The sequence below is a fragment of the Acinetobacter zhairuonensis genome, assembly GCF_022601715.1.
Classification (GTDB): domain Bacteria; phylum Pseudomonadota; class Gammaproteobacteria; order Pseudomonadales; family Moraxellaceae; genus Acinetobacter.
In genome coordinates this window covers 20,201-42,600 of record NZ_JAKVIM010000012.1, presented here as the reverse complement: position 1 = coordinate 42,600, position 22,400 = coordinate 20,201, and the positions used below count along the sequence as shown (strand labels likewise).

Here is a 22,400-nt window from a genome sequence, read left to right as displayed (position 1 = left end):
CATTATGTCTGTAGAACCCCAACAGTTATTAGCCATGTGGCTGAAAGCACGAGAAATACAAAATCAGTCAAAACTCACCTTATTGGCATATGAACGTGATGTTGGAGATTTTTTACATTTTTGCGAACAGAAAAAGTTGCTTTTGCGAGATGTTGAAACGGCGGATTTACGCGAATATTTGGCAGTGAAAGTAGAACAACATCAACTGAGTTCTAGTAGTTTACAACGGCTATTGTCTGCCATTCGCCAATTTATGAAGTGGGCACAAGAAGGGCAATATCTGGAATTTAACCCTTCCGATGATTTTCAGCTAAAACGCCAACCACGGCCATTACCCGGTATGGTGGATATTGAAACCATTCAACAGATTTTGGATCAAGCAGAACCAGAAAAGGAACAGGATCAGGAATTATGGCTACGTGATAAAGCCATTCTGGAGTTGCTATATTCTAGTGGGTTACGACTTGCTGAAGTACAAAGCCTAAAAATTAAAGATATTGATTTTAATCGTCAATTATTACGCATTACAGGTAAAGGCAATAAAACCCGCGTCGTGCCATTTGGTTCTAAAGCAAAATTGGCTTTAATGCAGTGGCTCAAGTTATATCCATTATGGAGTGAAGATTTTGTGCCCGATGCACATGTATTTATCGGTCGTAAAGGTAATCCACTAGGGGCACGACAAATTGAAAATCGGGTCAAGTTTCAGGCACAGCGTGCAGGCGTCAGTGTTGACTTGCATCCGCACTTACTCAGACATTGTTTTGCCAGCCATATGCTCTCAAATAGTGGAGACTTAAGGGCAGTACAGGAAATGTTGGGGCATAGTAATTTAAGCACGACCCAGATTTACACCCATGTCGATTTTGACCGACTGGCAAATGTTTATGATCAAGCGCACCCACGTGCCCAATTCAAGAGACAGTAATAATTTCCGTGTTGATATATGTCCATCATTTCGATGAGTGATTTTTATTTGGTACAGAACTTGCTCTATTCATAGGGTAACAGCCATGCAAGGAGCATATTTGTACTATTGTAGAATAATAAAAAAGCAAAAGATCCAGTATAAGTGTCACTTAGCGTGTGGTACAGAAATGTTGGTACCGAATGCGATTTTAAAAACCAAATGGAAAGAGGATTGCAAACCATGATTTCAAACATACAAGAAAAATACGATCAGCTAAATAAAGTGCAAAAGGATATTTTTGCAGGCTATGGTTTGCGCCAGATTAAACATTTTATTGAATATTGCTTACCAGAAGTACAACCGCTCTTGCCTGAAAATTCTGTGATCGAAGGGATTAATACTTCTGGCATGGTACAAGCTATGCAGCAGGACACCCGAAAGTGCTATGTTTGGGATGGTACCACGTGGAATGTGTCTGCTACAGAGATCCCAATCATGGACACGACCGATAATTTTCAATCCGTTTGGGAAATTTTTGATTTATCAGATTATGAACTGATTGAATTGAGTCATGTACATCGAGACTTTTTAGGTAACGCACATATTTGAGCGAAATTCAGTATGCTTAATGGCATACAGCACATGCTTTTGTAAAATACTATCGGCTGTAAGTGCAGGGTGTGCAAACTCTAGTTGATATTGCATACCAAGACGTTGCATCACGGCTGCTGAAGCATGATTAATTGCAGCTGTAAAAGCAACCACTTGATTCAGTTGTAAAGTTTGAAAAGCAAAATCCAAAGCCAATTGTGCTGCTTCTGTCGCGTAGCCTTGCCCCCAATAGTTTTTGTCAAAACGCCAACCCATTTCGGTGCAAGGTGAAAAACTAAACTGATCGGGCTGATGATGCAATCCCGTCATACCGATCAGACCTTGTTCAGCTTTTAATTCGACCGCCCAAAATCCCCAACCTTGTAATTCAATCAATGCTTGGAACTTATCCAGCAATTGATCGCTTTCAGTTCGCGACAAACATTTTGGAAAATAACGCATCACAGCAGGATCAGCATTAAGCTGATAAAAAGGCAAGCGATCCGATTCTTGCCACGGTCTTAAGATCAAGCGCCTACTTTCTAGTTGAATTGGCATACAGTCTCTTATAAATCTTCCAGTGGCAGTTGAAAACTTTGTTTAATAATTTGGCTTGGTAAATCAGTTTTAACACTGGTGATGCCGTTTTTCTTGGTCAAATGAGTCGACTGAAATTTACGATAGCTTTCTAAGTCAGGCACGACCACTTTCAGCATGGCATCACATTCGCCCAAAATAATATAACACTCCATGACTTGAGGCAGTTCTTTCATGGCTTCAATGAAGCAATCAATAGTTTCTGCATCTTGTCCAACCAACCAAATGCGTGAGAATAAAATTAGCTGGAAACCAATTTTCTGTGGATCCACCACGGTCGTGTAGTTCTGAATCACGCCTGCTTCTTCCAGCAGTTTGACCCGACGTAAACAAGAGGATGGGGAAAGTCCAACTTCTTTGGCTAAATCATTATTTTGAATGCGACCATTTTGTTGTAAAGCCTGAATGATACTTTTATCAATGCGGTCTAGCTTGATTAAAATATTCTTGGAAGATGATTTCATAAAATAGAATTAAATTCGAAAAATAAATCTAATTATAGAATATTTGCAATCCTATTTTGTATAAATTCGCAGATACTAATTTTCACTTTCAGTCTATTCGGAAGGGAAAAGGATATGTCTGTTTATTTATTGTTTGCGCTGACTGTTTTACCGCTGGTGTTTACCCCAGGACCTGACATGTTATTTATATTTTCGCAAGTGATGGCGAAAGGCGCGAAAGCAGGCATGATGGCGACACTGGGTGTTTGTATGGGCTATGTAGTGCATTCAGTTTTGGTTGCAGTTGGCATTGCCGCAATTCTTGTTTCTTTTCCAATGTTGTTTGAAACCATACGCTGGCTCGGGATTGCTTATCTTTTATATCTGGCGTTCAGCTTGCTAAAGTCAGTTTTTAATAGTAAAGCATTACATGTGCCTAAAGCAGCTGCGGGTAATCCGATTGCAAAAGGCTTTTTAACAGCGTTACTGAACCCGAAAGGCATGTTGATTTATTTTGCCATTTTGCCACAATTTATTCGACAGGCTGAAAACACAGTAACTCAAGGTTTGATTTTATCCTCTATTTTTATAGGCTTATGCTTGGTGGTGTATAGTGGCTTAAGTTTCGTCATTGCTAAAATTACCGCTAATGCACAGCTAGATGCCAAAAAACAAAAATGGATTGATGCGGGTTCAGGTGGTTTGCTCATGCTGGCAGCGACTTGGCTGATTGCTAACTAATTGAAAGACTTAAAAGCATGCTTTTGATCGGCATGCTTTTTTATGTACAACAGTAGGTTTTCACAATGTCGGAATAATGTGTTTGATTGGAAAATCTGTTTGATGTAGCAGCTAAAGAAAATTTCAATCCGGACTATGGTTCTGTCAAAACTGACAAGTCATATGTCCCTTTTTGCAGTTATATTTGGTCGTTAATACAAACAGATAAAGCAGAAATTCTTGTCATTGATCAGAAAAAATTATGTAGTAAATAAAGTAAAAAAATAATAAAAATCAATGTTTAAAATTAATACACTTGCAGGGCTATTTTAGAATTGAAATGTATGCAAATAAAACTTTGAACGCGACGTTCAGCCATTTTTACGCATTTTTACAGCGGATTCGGCAATTGTGACTTGACCGAAATGCCATACGCATTGCAAGATAGGACACCTAAAAAATTTTAAGTGAAGAGTTAATCTAACTTTTCTCAACATTTACTTTTGCTAAAACAGCCGAGGATTACATGAAGGCTCTTGTTGCTGTAAAACGTGTGGTTGATGCCAACGTTAAAGTTCGCGTTAAACCGGACAATAGTGGGGTAGACCTTACTAACGTTAAGATGTCAATTAACCCATTCTGTGAAATCGCAGTGGAAGAAGCGGTTCGCTTAAAAGAAAAAGGAACTGTTTCAGAAATCGTTGTTGTTTCTATTGGTCCTAAAGAAGCTCAAGAACAAATTCGTTCTGCAATGGCACTTGGCGCTGACCGCGGTATCTTGGTTGAAGCTGATGACAGCCAACTTGGTGCTTTGGAAGTTGCTAAAATCCTGAAAGGTGTTGTTGACGCTGAACAACCACAATTAATCCTTCTTGGTAAACAAGCAATTGATGACGACTCTAACCAAGTGGGTCAAATGCTTGGTGCACTTCTCGGTGCAGGTCAAGGTACTTTCGCATCTGAAGTTAAAGTTGATGGCGACAAAGTACAAGTGACGCGTGAAGTCGATGGCGGTTTACAAACTGTTGAATTGTCACTTCCAGCAATCATCACAACTGACTTACGTTTGAACGAGCCACGTTATGCTGCTCTTCCTAACATTATGAAAGCGCGTAAAAAACCGCTTGATACTAAGTCACCTGCTGATTTCGGTGTTACTGCAGCAACTAAACTTAAAACAGTTAAAGTTGAACCACCTGCTGACCGTAAAGCTGGCGTACAAGTGAAATCTGTTGATGAGCTTGTTGAAAAATTGAAAAACGAAGCGAAAGTGATCTAATACAGAAGGATAAAATCATGAGTATTTTAGTAATCGCTGAGCACGACAACAAGACACTTAACGGTGCAACTTTAAACGTTGTTGCTGCGGCACAAAAAATCGGTGGTGATATCACTGTATTGGTAGCAGGTTCAGGTGCGCAAGCAGTTGCTGACGCTGCGGCTAAAGTTGCTGGTGTAAGCAAAGTATTACTTGCTGACAACGCTGCTTATGCAAACCAATTGGCTGAAAACGTTGCAGCTTTAGTTGCTGACGTTGCTAAAGGTGGTTTCAAACACGTATTGGCTGCATCTACAACAACGGGTAAGAACATTCTTCCACGCGTTGCTGCACTTCTTGATGTCAGCATGATTTCAGACATCATTGCTGTTGAATCTGCAAACACATTTAAGCGTCCAATTTATGCTGGTAACGCGATTGCAACTGTTCAATCTGATGAAGCAATCATCGTTGGTACAGTTCGTGGTACTGCGTTTGATGCTGTTGCTGCTGAAGGCGGTGCTGCTGCAGTTGAAGCGGTTAGCGAAGCAAAAGATGCAGGTATCTCTAAGTTTGTTGCTGAAGAGATCGTGAAATCTGAACGTCCTGAATTAACAGCTGCACGTATTGTTGTTTCTGGTGGTCGTGGTGTGGGTTCAGGTGAGAACTATCACAAAGTACTTGATCCATTAGCGGATAAGCTTGGTGCTGCTCAAGGTGCTTCACGTGCTGCGGTTGATGCTGGCTTCGTTCCTAACGACATGCAAGTTGGTCAAACTGGTAAAATCGTTGCGCCTGACCTTTATATCGCTGTAGGTATTTCTGGTGCAATTCAGCACTTGGCAGGTATGAAAGACTCTAAAGTGATCGTTGCGATCAACAAAGACGAAGAAGCGCCAATCAACGCAGTAGCTGATTACTGGTTGGTAGGTGACTTGAACACTGTAGTTCCTGAATTAGTATCTAAAATCTAATTTCTGAATGATTGTTCTAAAAACGCTCTGAAAAGAGCGTTTTTTTATGCCTGAATTTTATTTGATGAAAGTCGTTTTGAGTGAGAAATGACGGAAAGAGAGTAAAAGTTGTACATGCTTTCTGTCTTGTGGAATGACTCGGTGATATCTGTAGAAGCATAAAATCATGAATAGTATAATAAAAACAATGGGTTAATCTGAATTCTGGGTTTGGTTGAGTAACGCTGGAAAAAGCACGTAATTCAACTTAAATTTTGTTCGGAAAGTGTTTAAAAAAAAGCCGATAAATAAAGGAAAACAAACGAAATTAACTCATCTAAATCCGCACCTAAAAGGCATAAAATATGCTAAAATTCGCGGCTGTATTTTAGTTTTTTAACTCAGTTTTCTGGGTTAAATTTTTGCAAGATTTAAGATATATAAATGCGGGCAGAATTCTGCTTTGCTTGTATAACAAGGAGTATGCATGAGCGTATCGGAAATTAGACCGATTGCCATTGAGGATGAACTCAAGCACTCGTATTTGGATTATGCAATGAGCGTGATTGTATCGCGCGCTTTACCTGATGTACGAGATGGTCTAAAACCTGTTCATCGTCGTGTGCTTTATGCAATGCACGAATTGGGTAATGACTACAACAAAGCATACAAAAAGTCTGCCCGTGTTGTCGGTGACGTAATCGGTAAATATCACCCACATGGTGATTCTGCTGTTTATGAAACGATTGTTCGTATGGCGCAAGATTTCAGTTTGCGTTATATGCTTGTAGATGGTCAAGGTAACTTTGGTTCTGTCGATGGCGATAGCGCGGCAGCAATGCGTTATACCGAAGTCCGTATGCAAAAGCTTACCCATGAAATTCTAGCGGATTTAGAAAAGGATACCGTAGATTGGGAAGACAACTACGACGGTTCTGAACGCATTCCGCAAGTAATGCCAACACGTATTCCCAACTTGTTGATTAACGGGGCTACAGGTATTGCGGTGGGTATGGCGACCAATATGGCGCCGCACAACATGACTGAAGTCGTCAATGCCTGCTTGGCTTATGCAGAAAACCCGAATATTACGATTGAAGGTTTAATGCAGCATATCTCGGGTCCAGATTTCCCGACAGGCGGTATTATTTACGGTAAATCAGGCATTGTCGATGCTTACCGTACCGGTAAAGGTCGTTTGCATCTTCGTGGGAAATACCATTTTGAAGAAGATGAAAAAACTGGTCGTACCACGATTGTCTTCACTGAAATTCCATACCAAGTCAACAAAGCGAAAACCATTGAGCGCATTGCTGAATTGGTGAAAGAGAAGAAGCTAGAAGGTATTTCAGAATTACGCGACGAATCTGATAAAGATGGTATGCGTATCGCCATTGATTTAAAACGTGGTGAAAATGCAGAAGTTGTGGTCAACAACTTATTCTTGAATACACAGCTCGAAAACTCTTTCAGCATTAACATGGTGTGTCTGGATAACGGACAGCCGAAGTTAATGAATCTTAAAGATATCATTGCGGCATTTATCCGTCACCGCCAAGAAGTGGTGACACGTCGTACTATGTTTGAATTACGCAAAGCGCGTGAACGTGGTCATATCTTAGAAGGCTTAACGGTTGCCTTAGCCAATATTGATGCCATTATTGAAACCATTAAAACCTCTGCCAACCCAGCAGAAGCGCGTGAGCGTTTACAAGCCGGTGAATGGGCTGCAGGTGGTGTGGTTGCTTTATTGGAGAAAGCAGGTTCAGTTTCGGTTCGTCCAGATGAAATTGAAGGTGAAGATCTCAGCCGACCATTTGGTTTAGACGGTAATATTTACCGCTTATCTCCAACTCAGGTGGGTGCAATTTTAGAATTGCGTTTACATCGCTTAACAGGTCTTGAGCAAGACAAATTACATGCTGAATATACTGAAATTTTAGGTCAAATTGCTGAACTCACCGCAATTTTGAACGATTTCAACTTATTGATGAATGTGATTAAAGAAGAACTTGCCTTGATTCTTCAACAATATGGCGATGCACGTCGTTCTGAAATTGTTGAATCACGTATCGATTTCTGTCGTGAAGATTTGATCCCAGAAGAACAAGTGGTTTTAACCGTTTCTAAGACGGGTTATGCGAAAACTCAACCATTGTCAGACTATGCAGCACAGCGTCGTGGTGGTCGTGGTAAATCAGCTACTTCGATGAAAGAAGATGACTATATCCAGCATCTGATTGTGACATCGAACCATGCGACTGTTCTTTGCTTTACCGATGTTGGTAAAGTCTATCGCCTGAAAGTATTTGAAGTTCCGCAAGCGTCACGTGGTGCGAAAGGTCGCCCGATGGTGAACTTGTTACCACTTGAAGCCAACGAATCGATTACAGCAATTTTGCCAGTGATTGATGCACCGAAGAAATTTAAAGACCGTTTGGCGGACTTTAAGACCTTTGTGCGTGCCAACGTAGTAAAACTGCGTGAAAACAGCATTATTGAAGCACATTATGAAGCGTTAAAAGCTTCGTTTAATGATTTGGCGGAAGATGCTGATGAGTTATCAGATGCATTGCGTAAGCAGCTGAAAGAGTTGGGGGTTGAACTTTCTACAATTGATTTGGACGATGAAATTGTCGCTGAATTTGCAGAAATGACTGAAAACCTACGTAAGAACTTCTTTGTCTTTATGGCAACGGCTTCAGGTACTGTGAAACGTGTAGGACTGGAACAGTTTAGTAATGTTCGTTCTAACGGTTTGCGTGCGATTGAGTTGAACGAAGAAGATACCTTGATTGGTGTTGCAATTACCGATGGCGAACAGCAAATTATGTTGTTCTCGAATGAAGGTAAGGCGATTCGTTTTGCTGAAACTGATGTGCGTGCAATGGGACGTTCAGCCAAAGGTGTCCGTGGTATGCGTGTCACTATGGGTTCAGCTCCAGCAGATGAAGCAGAAGAAGTCGAGTCTGATGAAGATGATACCATTGATGCTAACTTCATTAGCCGTATTGTTTCTTTGGTTGTTGTGCCTGAAACAGGTGAAGTGCTGTGTGCTTCTGCCAATGGTTATGGTAAACGTACCCCAGTGGATGACTTCCCGACCAAGAAACGTGGTGGTAAAGGCGTAATTGCCATTAAGACCTCAGAGCGTAATGGTGAATTGGTAGGTGCAGTTGCGATTGATGAAACCAAAGAATTGATGCTGATTTCAGATGGCGGAACTTTGGTCCGTACTCGTGCTTCAGAAGTTGCACAAACAGGTCGTAATGCGCAAGGTGTGCGTCTGATCCGTTTAGGCGATGATGAAACATTGGTTGGTGTAGAAGCGATTGATGCAGTCGAAGAAGATGAAATCGAAACTGTAGAGTCTGTTGAATCAGCAATGGCGAATGAAACCTTAATTGATGAAGAAGTGATTGTAGATGACACTGAAAATGAATCAGATTTGAATGAATCTGAAGAAGAATAAGTGTTAATTTAAATCCTAAAAGGACGCCTCGGCGTCCTTTTCTTTACTCTAAAAGTGTTGAAATACTGACTCTTTCAATATTAGATTTGTGAATTGAAGATAGCATTGATCTTTGTAATGAATTCAATATATTCAGCTTATTTTTTATATACTATGGCAATGAACTTAAAGTATAGGTTGAAAATGAAAGTAAAAGCTCTGATTTTAAGCAGTATGATTACATTAGCAGGTTGCGACAAAATTGGTCAAAATGCGCAAGATGCTCTACCAAATCCGAGTGCAGCACAAGAGCAAGTGGCAGAGCAAGCTTATGCTGCTTTTAAATCTACAGATTTTGAACAGCTTTATACTTACTTTGAACCCAATTTAAAAGCAGATTTTATCGCACATGAGCATGATATGCGTAAATTCGCAAAATCGATTCCGCAGCAAGAAATCACCAACAAGAAAATTGCAGCGAAATATATTGAAAAATCAACTGACAAACCAAGTCTGTATTTGGTGAGTTATGAATATGCTTATGGCAATAAAAACTTAGTTCAATACGATGTTGGCTTTGATCAGGCTGGTGGAAGCAGCAAAATTCGTAAATTTGATGTCAAAGTCTTTGGCGCTTCAACCCATTAATCTGAAGTATTAGAATTTTCTAATGCCACGTCATAATTTTAAGCTGAATAGCAATTAAAGATTTAAAATTTTTATTAATTTTATATCTTTAATTTTTTAAGCGTCTATAGCTCCACACCAAACAAACAGCACCGAAGGTCGCCAAATAAATGAGTTTGGGTACGACCATAGAGGTCGGTACTCCCATCTGATTGAGCTGAATAAACATTTGAATGCCTTGGGTGGAGGGTAGCGCTAAACCTAAGTATTGCATCCATTCAGGCATTGCGGCATGTGGCCATGCAGCTCCCGAAAGCAAAAATAATGGAATCGAAGTAAAAACAATTAGATGTCCAGCACGTTCAGGGAGATCCAGATAGGAGGCTAAAACTAGGCTAAATCCGATCACACAGCCAATATAGATTGGCACAGCAATGAGCATTCCAATGAAGTTTCCGCCACGTGGATAATCATAGAGCCAGAAAGTAAATCCAAATAAATAAAAGCAGCCTAAGCAACCAATGCTAAGTACTGCAGCAATTAAGCCCCAAAACTCAATGCGTTGAGTTCGCCAACCTGTATTGCGATAGCCTGCGACCAACATGCATAAACCCAAAACTATGGTCTGATGAATAATTAAAGGAGCAATGGCGGGGAAAATATAACTGCCATAACCAGAAAGGGTATTGAATAAAGGAATTTGATGAATTGAAAGCGCAGGAGAAAAATGTGAGACCTGCCCAAATTTCTCTGCATGTTCTGCTAATGTATTTTCGATTGAGGTCGCTAAGCCCAAGCCAATCTGCTTGGTTCTCAAAAAATAGGCTGCACTTAAGTATAAGCCGACGCCACCCACTTCACCCCGATGAATACTATTGGATAGATTGTCGGGTAAGAGCAAAATGCCATCGGCACGTTGTTGTTTAACTAACGCCTCTGCTTCGGCAAAATTACCTGTTACTGCACGGACTTGAATATTAGGACTGTTGCTTGCCGCATTGATAATACTGGCAGTCAGTGTGCTTTGTTCTTCATCTACAATCACAATTGGGAGTGCTTCGGCATGTTGAGCTTTATAGGCTGTTGGATAGAAAAAGCTATAAAACAATACCGACAAGACCATTGTTGTCAAAATAGAGTTGTTCTTGGCAATGTCACGAAAGGTCTTGGCATAGTAGTATAACAACTCTTTAAACATTTTCATGCTTCTACCTCTCGGGCACGCCGCTTCAGCAAGACATAAGCGCTCAGACCATACAACAGGCAATAGAAAGATAAAATGAGCAAGGGAATAAAGGATTGTTGTACTGGACTACCGACGACCCACTGTTCAGTTTGCAGTTTGGCATAAGGCGTGTAGGGAATAATATTCGCCCAGAATTTGGTAAAGGCAGGGGCATTATTTAACGGTAGAGTAACCCCTGCAAAACTTAAAGATGAACCGCCATATACAGCCAAAAAGCCAAATGTTTTGGCTAAACTTTGGGTAGCTAAAACGACAATGGCACTGAGTAAGGCGTAGGCAACATAAAAAAGGAATTGCGCGAATAGGAGAAGCCACAGTTGACCAGCGACAAACCAGCTTCGAATTTCAATCAGCCAGAACATCCACAGCCATGTCCAGACACTAAAAATCAGGACATAAAGCAGAATTTTACTGAGTAAGGCAGACCAAATCTTTTGCCCGCCTAACCAGTTCTGTGCGTGATGAAATTGAAATTCCTGACCCACTGCAAACGCGACGCAACAACACAAAAGCAAATGCAAGACTGCGGGAATCACAAAAGGCTCTAAATAAAATTCATAACTTAAACTGGGGTTGTAGAGCGGTGAAATTTTCACATTGGGTGTGGGTAGTTCTAAATAGGGCAGATTATTTTCCAAATAATTTTGTCCTAAATAATTAGCCATGGCTTGTAAGGTGCTGCTGAGCATTGCTGAGGAAATGGAATTACCGACACTAAAGTAACTTTGATTAAATGCGAGGGCGATTTCAGCATCTTTGGCTTGTACCAATCGCTGTTCAGCACCCTCAGGAATTAAGACATAGCCCCAAATTTTGGTTTCATTGATCAGTCGTTCGGCATGATTTACATCAGTCGTGATGTTGTAAATCGACAAGCTTTGGTTGTTGGCTAGATATTTCTCGATATTACGACTCAGGCTGCTTTGATCCTGATCAATAATTGCAATCGGTAAATGTTCAGGTTTGCCTTGAGCAAACATGCAGCTAAACAGCACAATTACCAACAGCGGGGCGAGTGTGACTAAGCACAAGTCCCACTTATGCGTCGCTAAATAGCGCAGCTCACGACAAAGACCAGCCCACATCAGGATTGCTCTTTGACTTTAAATAACACACTCATTCCGACTTTCAGGTCGGGAATTGGAGTGCTTGGAGTCAAATGCAATTTGAAACTACGAATATCATATCCACCTGTTTGTCGCGTGGTTTTGATAGTGGCAAATTCACCTTCAGCATCAATGCTTTTAATTTTGAATTGTGCCGTTTTATTTAAAGCGGGAATAAAACCTTCAAGAGTTTTGGCCTGATACACTTGAGCATATTGGTCTTCACGGACATTCAGGCTGACCCACATCTCATCATCTAAAATAATACTCATAACAGGAACGCCCATAGCCACCAGTTCCGAGACTTTGCCGTAGGTTTTTGAAATGGTGCCATCGACAGGTGAAAATAATTTAGTTTCTGCATCTAGGGCATTGGCTTCGGCAACTGCGGCTTTGGCAATCTCAACTTGTGCATCCGCAGTCGATTTTTGTTCGGTGGTGCTGCCACGTTTGCTGCGTGCATATTGTTGATAGGCAGCTTCCGTCAGTTGAGTTGCGGATTGCGCCGCTGCCTGCATTTCATCGCGGCGCTGGCGAGAAATGACGCCTTCTTGAAAAAGTTTTGCTCCACGTTGATAGGTGGTTTCAGCCAAGACTTGTTGCGATTTCATGGCTTGCCAGTTGGCATATAAGGTATCAATATTTTCTTGCTGTGAACCTCGATCGGCGGTCGATTGCAACGCGAGAGCTGATTGCAAACCTGCTAATGTCTGCTGCTTTTTGGCATCAATTTCTGGGCTGTATAGGCGAATCAGCGGCTGACCTTTTTTAACTTTCTGTCCATCATGTACATACAGTTCTTCTATTCGGCTTGGAATTTTGCTGCTGATATGAATGGTTTCGGCTTCCACACGTCCTTGGATTTCGACCATCTTCGGTTGGTAGCTTTTCCACAAGCCAAAAGCTATCACTCCTAACAGCAGAATGATCAAAATCGTCACCAGCATTTTCACGATTTTAGGCTTTGACGTTTCAGCTTTGGATGGTTGCGAAGTATTCACTGATTCACTCGAATCAGCTTCCGATGATGTTTTATTTTCAGTTTCAGAAGTAAGTTGTTCTGCATGTTGCTCCTCTAATGAGGAGACTTTTGGTTCTTGATCAGGTGGTGTTTGATCTTGAGTCATGTGATTTCCCCATTAAAGTTAACGAATATATTGCGTATTTTTTTGATTTACGTAGCTTTGAAATTCTGCAATGCTGCCGTGACTTTGCAACAAAGTGGCTAAGGACATCACATATTTATAGGCATTTAGTGCCATTTCAGATTTGAGTGCAGTCATGGCATTTTGCGCATCAATCACTTGGGTGGCGGTGCCCATATCTTCTTTAAAAGACAGGGTTTGAATGCGTAAATTTTCCTGTGCAGCTTGCATATTTTGTTGCAGTAGAACATGACTTTGCTGCGCAGATTCAAGTTCGTTATATGATTTATAAATCACATTTTCAATGTCTTGTTTGGTGCGTTGCGTGGTTAATTCTAAGGCGTAGCGTTGTAGTTCTGCAGCTTGTACATTTTTCTGTTTGTCGATGCCTGAGAATAGATTGTACTGTGCAGCGACACCGACAATCCAATTTTGATGTTCATCTAAACTGTACTCACCAAAGGCAAATATGGTGGGCTTTTTTGCAGCTGATTCTGCTTTGACTTTGACCTTTGCAAGTTCAGTATCTTTTTGCAGTTTTTGTACCAGAGAAGATTGCTCAGGATAACTGGCTAATAATTGATTAATTGATTGGTTGTGCGAGGTATTCACAAAAAGCGGCGTGCTTAATTCTGTGACTTGGCTACTTTGCAATAAATTATTCAACTGGAACAAGCTGGCGCGTAAATTGGTTTGTGAATTTTGCATAACGCGATCTGCATTATTTTTTGCCACTTCAAATTGCATGCGTTGCCCTTTGCTAATAAAACCTTGTTGTTCCAGTTTTAGCGCATTTTGATAATGGCTTTGCATCGCCTGAAAGTTAAAACGGCTTGCATCCAATAATTGCTGTTGCAGTTGGGTATAGAAATAGGCTTGAATAATTTCAAAGCGTTGTAGATCTTGTTGCTGTTTATTATTAATGACACTACGTTCCGACTGAATCTGTGCCATTTGTTTAGCGCTTGAAGTTAACCCGCCAGTATATATAGGCATGAAGACCGAAACGGTAGGACGGACCACCTGATCATCCAAGTTTAAAGTGGCTTCATTGGGAATTAGTCCAATTCCACGATCAATGACGTTGCCGACACTATCTTTTAACGTGTTCGTCACTCCACTGGGGATACCGCTATTATTTTGCCACTGATCAATTTGATTATTTACGCCTGTAGTCAGGGTATTATCCAGATTATTTTTGAGTGAATTGAGCGGCACATCGACTTCATTATGAAAGGCATAGGCACGCACATTCAAATCCACGCGCGGTAGACCTAGTCCTTTGAGCGCTTCGGCTTGCAGTTGTGCTGATTGCTGTAAAGCTTGGGCAGCCTGTGTGCTATAAGATTGTGTCAGGATGCTGTGTTCGGCTTCACTGTAACTGATCGATTGAGCATAACAGGGTAGCATGAAGCCTAAACTCGAACATAAGTAAATAAAACTCGGGAAAATAGGTTTCATAGTAAGCGTTAATTTTCTTGGTTTTAATTGAAAACGCTGTGACATTCATCAAGCTCGCATTATCGTTGTCATGAATTATACAGATCTTCATTTTATCGATGTAAACGAGTGCGTTTACATTTCGCATTTTTCCGAGGCTGGACTCGTTTTTCTGTAAAGTTATAATACGATAAATTTATACTTTTAAATAATTACACAGATAAAAATACTAATGACTCAATATGTCCCCCCAATTACATCAATGTCTTCAATTCCATTCGATCGGATGAGTATTAATCAGGCGTTAGCTTTATTTTATCAACAGAATGGTTTTGCACCAATTCAAATCGAGCAAGAGCCATGTACGGTGAATGTTTATAATGGTTGTTTGCTGGTGCCTTTGCCGAATATTAAGGTGCGACATAAGTATCTTAAATACCATGATTTACATCATATTTTAACGGGTTATAGCGTTGGAAGAATTGGTGAAGGTGAAGTCAGTGCTTGGGAGCTAGGTACAGGTTCCATGTTCAATCATCCTATACTGGGCATCATGAATTTAATTGCGCTTTCTACAGGATTTTTCTTAAAACCCAAACGTATGTGGATGGCTTTTCTGCGTGGCATCTACTGTCGTAATTTATATGCGCTGACAACGCGGCAGTGGATTCAAGCACATGGCGAGAGTAATCTTAATGATTTGAAACAGCGACATCTTGGCGACAATCAAACAAAAAAAATTCATCTTTACCGTTATGTAGAATTCGCCATTTATTTATTTTTGGCTTTATTGATACATGCTATTGTCGTTATTCCTGCTTTAATTGTACGTATAGTCAGTTACTTAGTCGTAGGTGAATCATTTATTAAAGCCATTCAACCTAAAAAACGTACCGATCTTTATTGATGTTTTGATTTTAAATACCCGATTGCATTGAAATATTTTCAGGATAATTTACTGCAAGCCTGATCAAGATATGATTAAATGCCATCATTTTATTGTGTTTCACCTCTGAAAGGAAAAATCATGCGCGCGTACAATTTCTGTGCTGGTCCTGCTGCATTACCTACTGCCGTTTTAGAAAAAGCTCAACAAGAGCTGTTAGATTGGCATGGCAAAGGGTTGTCCATTATGGAAATGAGCCACCGTAGCAAAGATTATGTTGCGGTTGCAGAAAAGGCAGAAGCGGATTTACGTAAGCTCATGAACATTCCTGAAAACTACAAAGTGTTGTTTTTACAGGGTGGGGCATCACTACAGTTTTCTGCAATTCCGTTAAACCTTTTGGGTAAAAATAATAAAGCAGATTATATCCATACAGGTATCTGGTCTGAAAAAGCGTTACAAGAAGCTCAGCGTTATGGCGACATTAATGTCGTGGAAGCGGGTACTAAAATTGATGGCAAGCTAGCCATTACTGCGCAAAGCGAATGGAATTTATCTGCCGATGCAGCTTATGTCCATTATGCAGACAATGAAACCATCGGTGGTTTACAGTTTGCGGGTATTCCTGAAACTGATAAACCTTTGGTGTGTGACTTTTCATCAAGCATTTTATCTGCACCCTTAGATGTTTCTAAATTTGGCTTGATTTATGCGGGCGCGCAAAAGAATATTGGTCCAGCAGGTTTAACCTTGGTAATTATTCGTGATGATCTATTGGATCAGGCGAAACCAGAAATTCCAAGCTTATTGAAATATTCTGCTCAAGCTAAAAATGATTCGATGGTCAACACGCCATCAACTTATGCATGGTATTTGTCTGGTTTAGTGTTTGAATGGTTACTTGAAAATGGTGGTGTTGATGCCATGCATCAGGTGAACTTACAAAAAGCCAAGTTGCTTTATGGTTATATCGATTCAAGTGACTTCTATGCGAATCCGATTGCTAAAGCTAACCGTTCAATTATGAATGTGCCATTTACTCTGGCAAATCCTGATTTAGAAAAATTGTTCTTGAAAGAAGCTGAAGAGAATCATTTGTTGAATTTAGCGGGTCACCGTTCTGTGGGTGGTATGCGTGCTAGTATTTATAACGCTGTACCATTAGAAGGTGTGCAAGCATTGGTTCACTTTATGGATGACTTTGCTAAACGCAATGCTTAATCCCAAAATACAAAAACCCATCTGAATAAGATGGGTTTTTCTTTTTAAGGTAAAATTAAAGAATAAACTGGTGCAGGATATAAGCTGATGTGATCATGCCGAATATAAAAAAAAGGCATGACATGACATCTAGTTGGAAACGCTGTTCAAGTTGAGTTTCAACCCGCTGTAAATTTTCTTCTTGTACGATCTTCATAGATATTTCATTCCGATCTATATTATCGTTAAATCCAATTGCTTGCTCATATTATAAGCATAAAAATTTGACTAAATAAAGTACTTATTATAATTGATTAAAAAACAACCTTTCTTAATTTTCATTAAGATAATGACTTAGTAATGACTATGATCGATATTATAATAACAAGCTGTTTTTATTTATATTTTCATAAATGATGGCTTTTGATTTCAAATAAATTTAAAACTATGGATAACTCAATTTAATTTGAATTTAAAAAAACGTTAAAATAAAAATCTGTGGATAAAATATACTCAATAATATTGTCACACTGCTTTTTAAGCCAATATCAAGTAGAAACGGGATGTGAAACACGCCTTTAAAGTGTGTTACATCCCGCTTTCATTGCTGAATAAATGTAGATAGCTTTAATTTTGGGAATGAATACTGACTTGAACCCAAATGTTGCCGCGAATGTATTGACCAATATTAAAGTGCTGATATTTTTCATCTTTGGTGGCAATGCGGATGAGAGTCGCTTCCTGATTTTCATCATGAATTAAAGTGACATCATACAGCGTATATTCTTGTCCCATAAATTCTAGGCTGGTTTTGCCAACAATATTACCTTGGAACCAGGCTTCATCTTCTTGTCCCATTTTTTCGCCATACAGATAGGCAACCATCTTGGAGAAATCAACGGTGACAGGTGCTTTGTCATCTTCACACTTGGGTTCCCAAGCATCAATTTGTTCCTGCAAATTGGCAGGTGCAACCCCATCATTCGCTGCCAGAATATCATTTAAGGCACGATGGTGCTTAATTGAAGCAGGATCATCTACAATCAGTTGTTCGTGTTCAGAAACTGCTTCAAGCTCATAAGCCCATGCATTCAATTGAACTAAATAAGTCTGATCTTTTTGATATTGATCGTGGTTTACGCTGTATAAACTATCAAATGCGTAAACAATACTATTGTCACCCAAATTTAAGCGTAGGACTGCTTGGGTGTTGGATTGACAAGTAATAATCCGTTCAACTGAGGCTTTGACTTTATAAGGGCTTTCAAAACTTGGGAAGGCAGTTTTTACTGCTTTGGGTTTGTTGTTTTCAACGGCAATCACTTGGCAAAGTTGGACTTTTTCTTTGCTCGGACCTTGAATTAGCCATACAGAGGCATCCATTTCACATTCTTCGCGGCAAAGTCCCATTGGCATAATGGGTGCATCAAGTGCCAGACCTAACCATTTGGGAACTTCAGAAGTTGGATTTTCTGTCAGCAGATTCCAATGCTCAATATGGCTGCCGAAGTTTTGATCTTCAATCGTGATCATTTCTGGTCTGTTTTGATTTTTCATAAGCACAAATTTGAATGTTCAGTGGCTTTAATCTATTAAATCGAGGGTGATTTAAATATTTCAAGTCTATCTGAATGAAATTAGGGATAAAAATTTAAACTACACTGAGATTGAGGATTCAGCATGCAAGGCGTGTTATAGATTTGTGAGGATAAAAGTGGGTGATTTGGTGCATTCAGTGATGATATTCGAATTTGAATAAAACTATACTTTTCAAGTATATTTCAAATCAATAGCAGAGTAATGCTTGAGTTTTTGCTACACTGCTAGCAATTTTTTCATGCCGTAGGTGCGTGTGCTGCCATTTAAACTTTGGGTCGATGCCGATGCATTACCAAAAATTTTACGTGAAGTGATTTTGCGTGCTTCAGATCGTTATCAGTTAGAAGTCACTTTTGTTGCCAATCAAAACGTGGGAATCACACCTTCAGTTCGCATCAATTCAATTCAAGTCATGAGTGGTGCAGATGCTGCCGATCAGGAAATTGTGTCGCGAATGCAAGCTAATGACATTGTGGTGACGCAGGATATTCCTTTGGCTGCTCAAGTAATTGAAAAAGGTGGGATTGCGATTCATCCGCGGGGTGAAATTTATACCACTGCCAATGTGAAAGCCCGTTTACATTTACGTGACTTCATGGATACCTTGCGCGGAGCAGGGGTACAGACAGGTGGTCCGCCGCCGATTTCTGAACGTGATAAACGTGAATTTTCGAGCAGCCTTGATCAAACCATCCAAAAACAAAAACGTAAAACTAGCGTTTAATTGGAATCGACTATGCCTTCCAAAGCCAATTTGATGTCCACCTATGCCTTATTGGTGTTCATTTGGGCAACCACGCCTTTAGCCATTGTTTGGAGTGTGTCAGACATCCATTTAATGTGGGCACTGGTGTTGCGTTTTTTTATTGCATTGCCTTTGGCTTTGGGGCTGGTTTATTTACTCAAAGTCCGTTTACCCTTTGATCGGATCAGTTTGCAAAGTTATCTGGCAGGTGCTGCCAGTTTTATTGGTTCGCAAATCTTTACCTATTTGGCGACGCGCTATTTATCTTCAGGCATGATTGCACTGATGTTTGGTTTGGCACCCATTATGGCAGGGTTGATTGGTCGTTTTGCTTTTCAGCAGCATTTACATCGCTTGCAATGGATTGGTATGTCCATCTCAGTTTCTGGTTTGGCAATTATTTGCTTCACAGGAAGTCAACAGCATGTACATCCGATAGGCATTCTGTTGATGCTACTGAGTGTATTTATTTATGCCTTGTCGATGTTTTGGGTAAAAAAAGTCAATGCGCAGATTAATCCGATTGCGCAAGCGACGGGATCAATCATGATTTCCAGTATTGTGGCTGCTTGTTTGATTCCCTTTATTTGGCAGTATGCCCCAACGCAGATGCCGCAAATGAAATCGGTATTGGCATTGCTGTATACCGTGGTGATGGCATCGCTGATAGCCATGTTCTGCTACTTTAAACTGGTGCAAAACTTACAACCGACCACCATCTCTTTAACCACAGTAATGACGCCCATTCTAGCCATGTTAATCGGGGCTGTACTGAATCAGGAAATGCTGTCTTTAATGGTATTTGTCGGGGCAGGTATTTTATTGTTTGGTTTATTTGTCTATTTTTATCGAGATTTGAAAGCGAGCCGAGCACTCGCTCTTAAATTAAAGTCTTCCAAATAGTCACTACAATTAGTCCTTCGATTGTTCGAAACTGACACACTCCGCCAGTTTGACGCGATCTTGTGGATGTAGGGTAATAAAATAGGCACCTGTACGGAATTTCCCTTTACCTTCATTACGGCTATAGACGACTTGTGCAGTTGCAGCAATATGGAAGAAGTTCTCAGGATGACTCAAGGTCACATGAATATAGGTCCCTTCCTGAATTTCACGATCGCTATAAAAGCTAAACCCACTCTCAGAAAAATTGACCTGTTCAGGTACGGGTAACATGGATTGTACAATTGCGTCATACAAAGAACCTGTGATCAGGTTTAATTTTTGGTTGAATAAGGATAATATTCGAGCAATTTGTTGATCTTTTTCAGTTAATTGTTCTAATTCGTAGTTTAAAGCCAGATCAAATTGATCTAATTCTGCGAGTAGTAGAAAATAGCGGGGCAAGACAAAATTTGGATCGTAAGGATCATTAAGAGCAACATCGTCAGAAATAATCTGATAATTAATTCTCAAGGCAGCATCGATACGTGACATAACGCGACGTTCCGCAGAGGCGCTTTGATGCTGTAAATTTTCCATAATGTATTACCTCGGACTAGATGGTATGTTTAAACCAATCTCGCTGTACATCGGGTTAAGATATACTCGCGCACGGCGTAGCAACCACTTTATTTCTTTTATTGCTCTGGTTTCAATGATCGGTCTCACCTTGGGTGTAGCTGTGCTCATTACAGTATTATCTGTGATGAACGGGTTCGATCGAGAACTGAAAAACCGAGTTCTGGGCATGATACCTCAAGCCACTGTTTCATCAACACAAATTTTAACAGATTGGCCTGAACTTGCAAAAAAAGTTGAACAGCATGAGCATGTTAAAGGTGTCGCGCCATTTACCCAATTGCAAGGCATGATTACTGCGCATGGTCAGGTTTCGGGTCTTATGGTGACAGGTATTGAGCCAGAATACGAGAAAAAAGTCTCGATTATTCAAGACCACATGGTCGAAGGTAACATTGATCAGTTAAAGAAAGGTGAATTTGGCATTGTTTTAGGGAAACAGTTAACGGATGCATTGGGTTTAGGTCTAAATGATAATGTCACGTTAGTCTTACCTGAAGCAACGCCATCACCTGCGGGTGTAGTGCCGCGTTTCAAGCGTTTTAAAATTGTGGGTATTTTCAGTATTGGTGCAGAAGTCGACTCCATGATGGGTTATATCGCCCTGAACGATGCTTCAACCCTGCTTCGCTTACCAGATGGTGCACAAGGGATTCGCTTAAAACTGGATGATATTTTTGCTGCACCCCAAGTCAGTAATGATATTGTGCGTGAATTACCGGGCAACTATTACGCTTCTGATTGGACTTATACCCACGGTAATTTGTTCAGTGCTATCCAGATGGAAAAGGCGATGGTGAGTTTATTACTGTTCCTGATTGTCTTGGTTGCGGCGTTTAATATCGTATCTTCACTGGTGATGGTGGTCACCGATAAAAAGGCAGATATTGCAATTTTACGGACCTTAGGTGCTTCGCCAGCCACCATTACCAAAATCTTTATGGTACAGGGTACTGTCATTGGCGTGATTGGTACGGTTGCAGGTGCTGTGTTGGGTATTATTTTTGCGACAGGCATCAGTGGCTTTATTGATTGGGTGAATACAGCCTTAGGTCTACATTTATTTGATGCCTATTTTATCAACTACTTACCTTCTTATTTAAGATGGCAAGATGTCGTGATTATTGTCAGCCTGTCTTTAATTTTAAGTTTCTTGGCAACTATTTACCCTGCATTGCGTGCTGCCAAAATTCAACCTGCGGAGGCTTTACGTTATGAGTAACGTAGTATTAGAAGCCAAAAATGTGGTGAAACATTTTACTGATGGTAAATCTACGGTTGAAGTGATTAAAGGGCTGTCTTTAAAAGTCCATGTGGGTGAGTTCGTCTCAATCGTCGGTTCTAGTGGCTCGGGTAAAAGTACCTTGTTGCATGTGTTGGGTGGATTGGATCGTCCGAGTGAAGGGCAAGTTTGGCTCAATGGTCAGCGCTTCGACCACATGGGTGAGGCGGGGCGTGGTTATTTGCGTAATCAACATTTGGGTTTTGTATATCAATTCCATCACTTATTACCTGAATTTACCGCCTTAGAAAATGTCGCGATGCCACTTATGTTGCGTGAAGGCACTAATTATAAAGAGGTTAAAGCACAGGCAGAATATTTGTTGAATCGAGTAGGACTATCGCATCGTTTAACGCATAAACCAGGCGAGTTGTCAGGTGGTGAGCGTCAGCGTGTGGCACTTGCACGTGCCTTGGTCGCGAAACCTGCCTTAATGATGGCAGATGAGCCAACTGGAAATTTAGACCGTAAAACGGCGGTTAAAATTTTTGAATTGCTGAGTGATTTACGTCAAGAATTTAACATGGCGATGTTAATTGTGACGCATGATGAGCAATTGGCTCAAACAGCAGATTCTATTCTACATATGCAGGATGGGGTTTGGGCAGAAGCGGAATAGTTTTCGATTTTCATGTTTAACTTGAAGCCCACTTCGGTGGGCTTTATCATGTGCGGCACCT

At 40.5% G+C, this 22,400-nt stretch carries 21 protein-coding genes; 13 read left to right on the top strand and 8 right to left on the bottom strand.

The features are described from left to right. Positions 1–4 precede the first annotated feature (4 nt). Positions 5–928: a site-specific tyrosine recombinase/integron integrase gene (gene xerA / locus MKI85_RS10820; protein ID WP_241627680.1), complete on the top strand. Its 924-nt coding sequence runs from the start codon at positions 5–7 to the stop codon at positions 926–928. A gap of 222 nt (positions 929–1,150) precedes the next feature. Further along, positions 1,151–1,519, top strand: coding sequence for a hypothetical protein (locus MKI85_RS10815; RefSeq protein WP_241627678.1), 369 nt, complete (start codon positions 1,151–1,153; stop codon positions 1,517–1,519). Here MKI85_RS10815 and MKI85_RS10810 read toward each other — a convergent pair. Together MKI85_RS10810 and MKI85_RS10805 are read right to left on the bottom strand one after the other, a co-directional pair. Then, complete coding sequence (locus MKI85_RS10810; protein ID WP_241627676.1) at positions 1,499–2,059, bottom strand: GNAT family N-acetyltransferase; 561 nt, start codon at positions 2,057–2,059, stop codon at positions 1,499–1,501. The two genes, MKI85_RS10815 and MKI85_RS10810, sit on opposite strands and share 21 nt — an antisense overlap. A gap of 8 nt (positions 2,060–2,067) precedes the next feature. Continuing rightward, positions 2,068–2,562: an Lrp/AsnC family transcriptional regulator gene (locus MKI85_RS10805; protein WP_241627675.1), complete on the bottom strand. Its 495-nt coding sequence runs from the start codon at positions 2,560–2,562 to the stop codon at positions 2,068–2,070. 114 nt (positions 2,563–2,676) lie between these two features. On the opposite strand from MKI85_RS10805, the gene MKI85_RS10800 reads away from it, so the two are divergent. The 5 genes from MKI85_RS10800 (at position 2,677) to MKI85_RS10780 (ending at position 9,571) form a co-directional block, all read left to right on the top strand. After that, positions 2,677–3,282 (top strand): LysE family translocator, encoded by a 606-nt coding sequence (locus MKI85_RS10800; protein ID WP_241627673.1) that lies wholly within the window; start codon positions 2,677–2,679, stop codon positions 3,280–3,282. A gap of 505 nt (positions 3,283–3,787) precedes the next feature. Continuing rightward, positions 3,788–4,540 (top strand): electron transfer flavoprotein subunit beta/FixA family protein, encoded by a 753-nt coding sequence (locus tag MKI85_RS10795; RefSeq protein ID WP_241627671.1) that lies wholly within the window; start codon positions 3,788–3,790, stop codon positions 4,538–4,540. Between the two features lie 17 nt (positions 4,541–4,557). Beyond that, positions 4,558–5,493, top strand: a complete 936-nt coding sequence (locus tag MKI85_RS10790; RefSeq protein WP_241627669.1) for an FAD-binding protein — start codon at positions 4,558–4,560, stop codon at positions 5,491–5,493. Positions 5,494–5,959: 466 nt separating this feature from the next. Further along, the gene (gyrA, locus tag MKI85_RS10785) at positions 5,960–8,944 is read left to right on the top strand and encodes a DNA gyrase subunit A (RefSeq protein WP_241627666.1); all 2,985 of its coding nucleotides are present in this window, start codon (positions 5,960–5,962) and stop codon (positions 8,942–8,944) included. A 183-nt stretch (positions 8,945–9,127) separates the two neighbouring features. Then, positions 9,128–9,571 carry a DUF3887 domain-containing protein gene (locus MKI85_RS10780; RefSeq protein WP_241627665.1) on the top strand — a complete coding sequence of 148 codons (444 nt, stop codon included), beginning with the start codon at positions 9,128–9,130 and terminating at the stop codon, positions 9,569–9,571. A gap of 88 nt (positions 9,572–9,659) precedes the next feature. Here the strand turns inward: MKI85_RS10780 and MKI85_RS10775 are convergent, their stop codons facing one another. Genes MKI85_RS10775 through MKI85_RS10760 form a run of 4 tightly spaced genes read right to left on the bottom strand, consistent with a single transcriptional unit; the run spans position 9,660 to position 14,553 of the window. Beyond that, positions 9,660–10,754 carry an ABC transporter permease gene (locus tag MKI85_RS10775; RefSeq protein WP_241627662.1) on the bottom strand — a complete coding sequence of 365 codons (1,095 nt, stop codon included), beginning with the start codon at positions 10,752–10,754 and terminating at the stop codon, positions 9,660–9,662. Next, positions 10,751–11,881: an ABC transporter permease gene (locus MKI85_RS10770; RefSeq protein ID WP_241627661.1), complete on the bottom strand. Its 1,131-nt coding sequence runs from the start codon at positions 11,879–11,881 to the stop codon at positions 10,751–10,753. The genes MKI85_RS10775 and MKI85_RS10770 overlap by 4 nt, the downstream gene beginning before the upstream one ends. Next, entirely contained in the window at positions 11,881–13,029 is a 1,149-nt protein-coding gene (locus tag MKI85_RS10765; protein ID WP_241627659.1) for an HlyD family secretion protein, read from the bottom strand. Before MKI85_RS10765 ends, MKI85_RS10770 begins: the two co-directional genes overlap by 1 nt. 18 nt (positions 13,030–13,047) lie before the next feature. Then, on the bottom strand, positions 13,048–14,553 hold the full coding sequence (locus MKI85_RS10760; RefSeq protein ID WP_413351139.1) for a TolC family protein: 1,506 nt from the start codon (positions 14,551–14,553) through the stop codon (positions 13,048–13,050). A 166-nt stretch (positions 14,554–14,719) separates the two neighbouring features. Between MKI85_RS10760 and MKI85_RS10755 the strand changes: the two genes are divergently transcribed. Next, positions 14,720–15,394: a hypothetical protein gene (locus MKI85_RS10755; protein ID WP_241627657.1), complete on the top strand. Its 675-nt coding sequence runs from the start codon at positions 14,720–14,722 to the stop codon at positions 15,392–15,394. Between the two features lie 120 nt (positions 15,395–15,514). Then, on the top strand, positions 15,515–16,594 hold the full coding sequence (gene serC, locus MKI85_RS10750) for a 3-phosphoserine/phosphohydroxythreonine transaminase (RefSeq protein ID WP_241627654.1): 1,080 nt from the start codon (positions 15,515–15,517) through the stop codon (positions 16,592–16,594). Positions 16,595–17,200: 606 nt separating this feature from the next. On the opposite strand, the gene MKI85_RS10745 is transcribed toward serC, so the two are convergent. Beyond that, the gene (locus tag MKI85_RS10745; RefSeq protein ID WP_241627652.1) at positions 17,201–18,130 is read right to left on the bottom strand and encodes a hypothetical protein; all 930 of its coding nucleotides are present in this window, start codon (positions 18,128–18,130) and stop codon (positions 17,201–17,203) included. A 295-nt stretch (positions 18,131–18,425) separates the two neighbouring features. On the opposite strand from MKI85_RS10745, the gene MKI85_RS10740 reads away from it, so the two are divergent. Together MKI85_RS10740 and MKI85_RS10735 are read left to right on the top strand one after the other, a co-directional pair. After that, complete coding sequence (locus MKI85_RS10740; RefSeq protein ID WP_241627650.1) at positions 18,426–18,896, top strand: YaiI/YqxD family protein; 471 nt, start codon at positions 18,426–18,428, stop codon at positions 18,894–18,896. Positions 18,897–18,908: 12 nt separating this feature from the next. After that, complete coding sequence (locus MKI85_RS10735; RefSeq protein ID WP_241627648.1) at positions 18,909–19,820, top strand: DMT family transporter; 912 nt, start codon at positions 18,909–18,911, stop codon at positions 19,818–19,820. 9 nt (positions 19,821–19,829) lie between these two features. Here MKI85_RS10735 and MKI85_RS10730 read toward each other — a convergent pair whose 3' ends face one another. Beyond that, positions 19,830–20,399 (bottom strand): PilZ domain-containing protein, encoded by a 570-nt coding sequence (locus tag MKI85_RS10730; protein ID WP_241627646.1) that lies wholly within the window; start codon positions 20,397–20,399, stop codon positions 19,830–19,832. Positions 20,400–20,424: 25 nt separating this feature from the next. Here MKI85_RS10730 and MKI85_RS10725 point away from each other — a divergent pair, with 25 nt between their 5' ends. After that, complete coding sequence (locus tag MKI85_RS10725) at positions 20,425–21,660, top strand: lipoprotein-releasing ABC transporter permease subunit (RefSeq protein ID WP_241627644.1); 1,236 nt, start codon at positions 20,425–20,427, stop codon at positions 21,658–21,660. Beyond that, on the top strand, positions 21,653–22,339 hold the full coding sequence (gene lolD, locus MKI85_RS10720; protein ID WP_241627641.1) for a lipoprotein-releasing ABC transporter ATP-binding protein LolD: 687 nt from the start codon (positions 21,653–21,655) through the stop codon (positions 22,337–22,339). The genes MKI85_RS10725 and lolD overlap by 8 nt, the downstream gene beginning before the upstream one ends. The last annotated feature ends 61 nt before the right edge of the window (positions 22,340–22,400 follow it).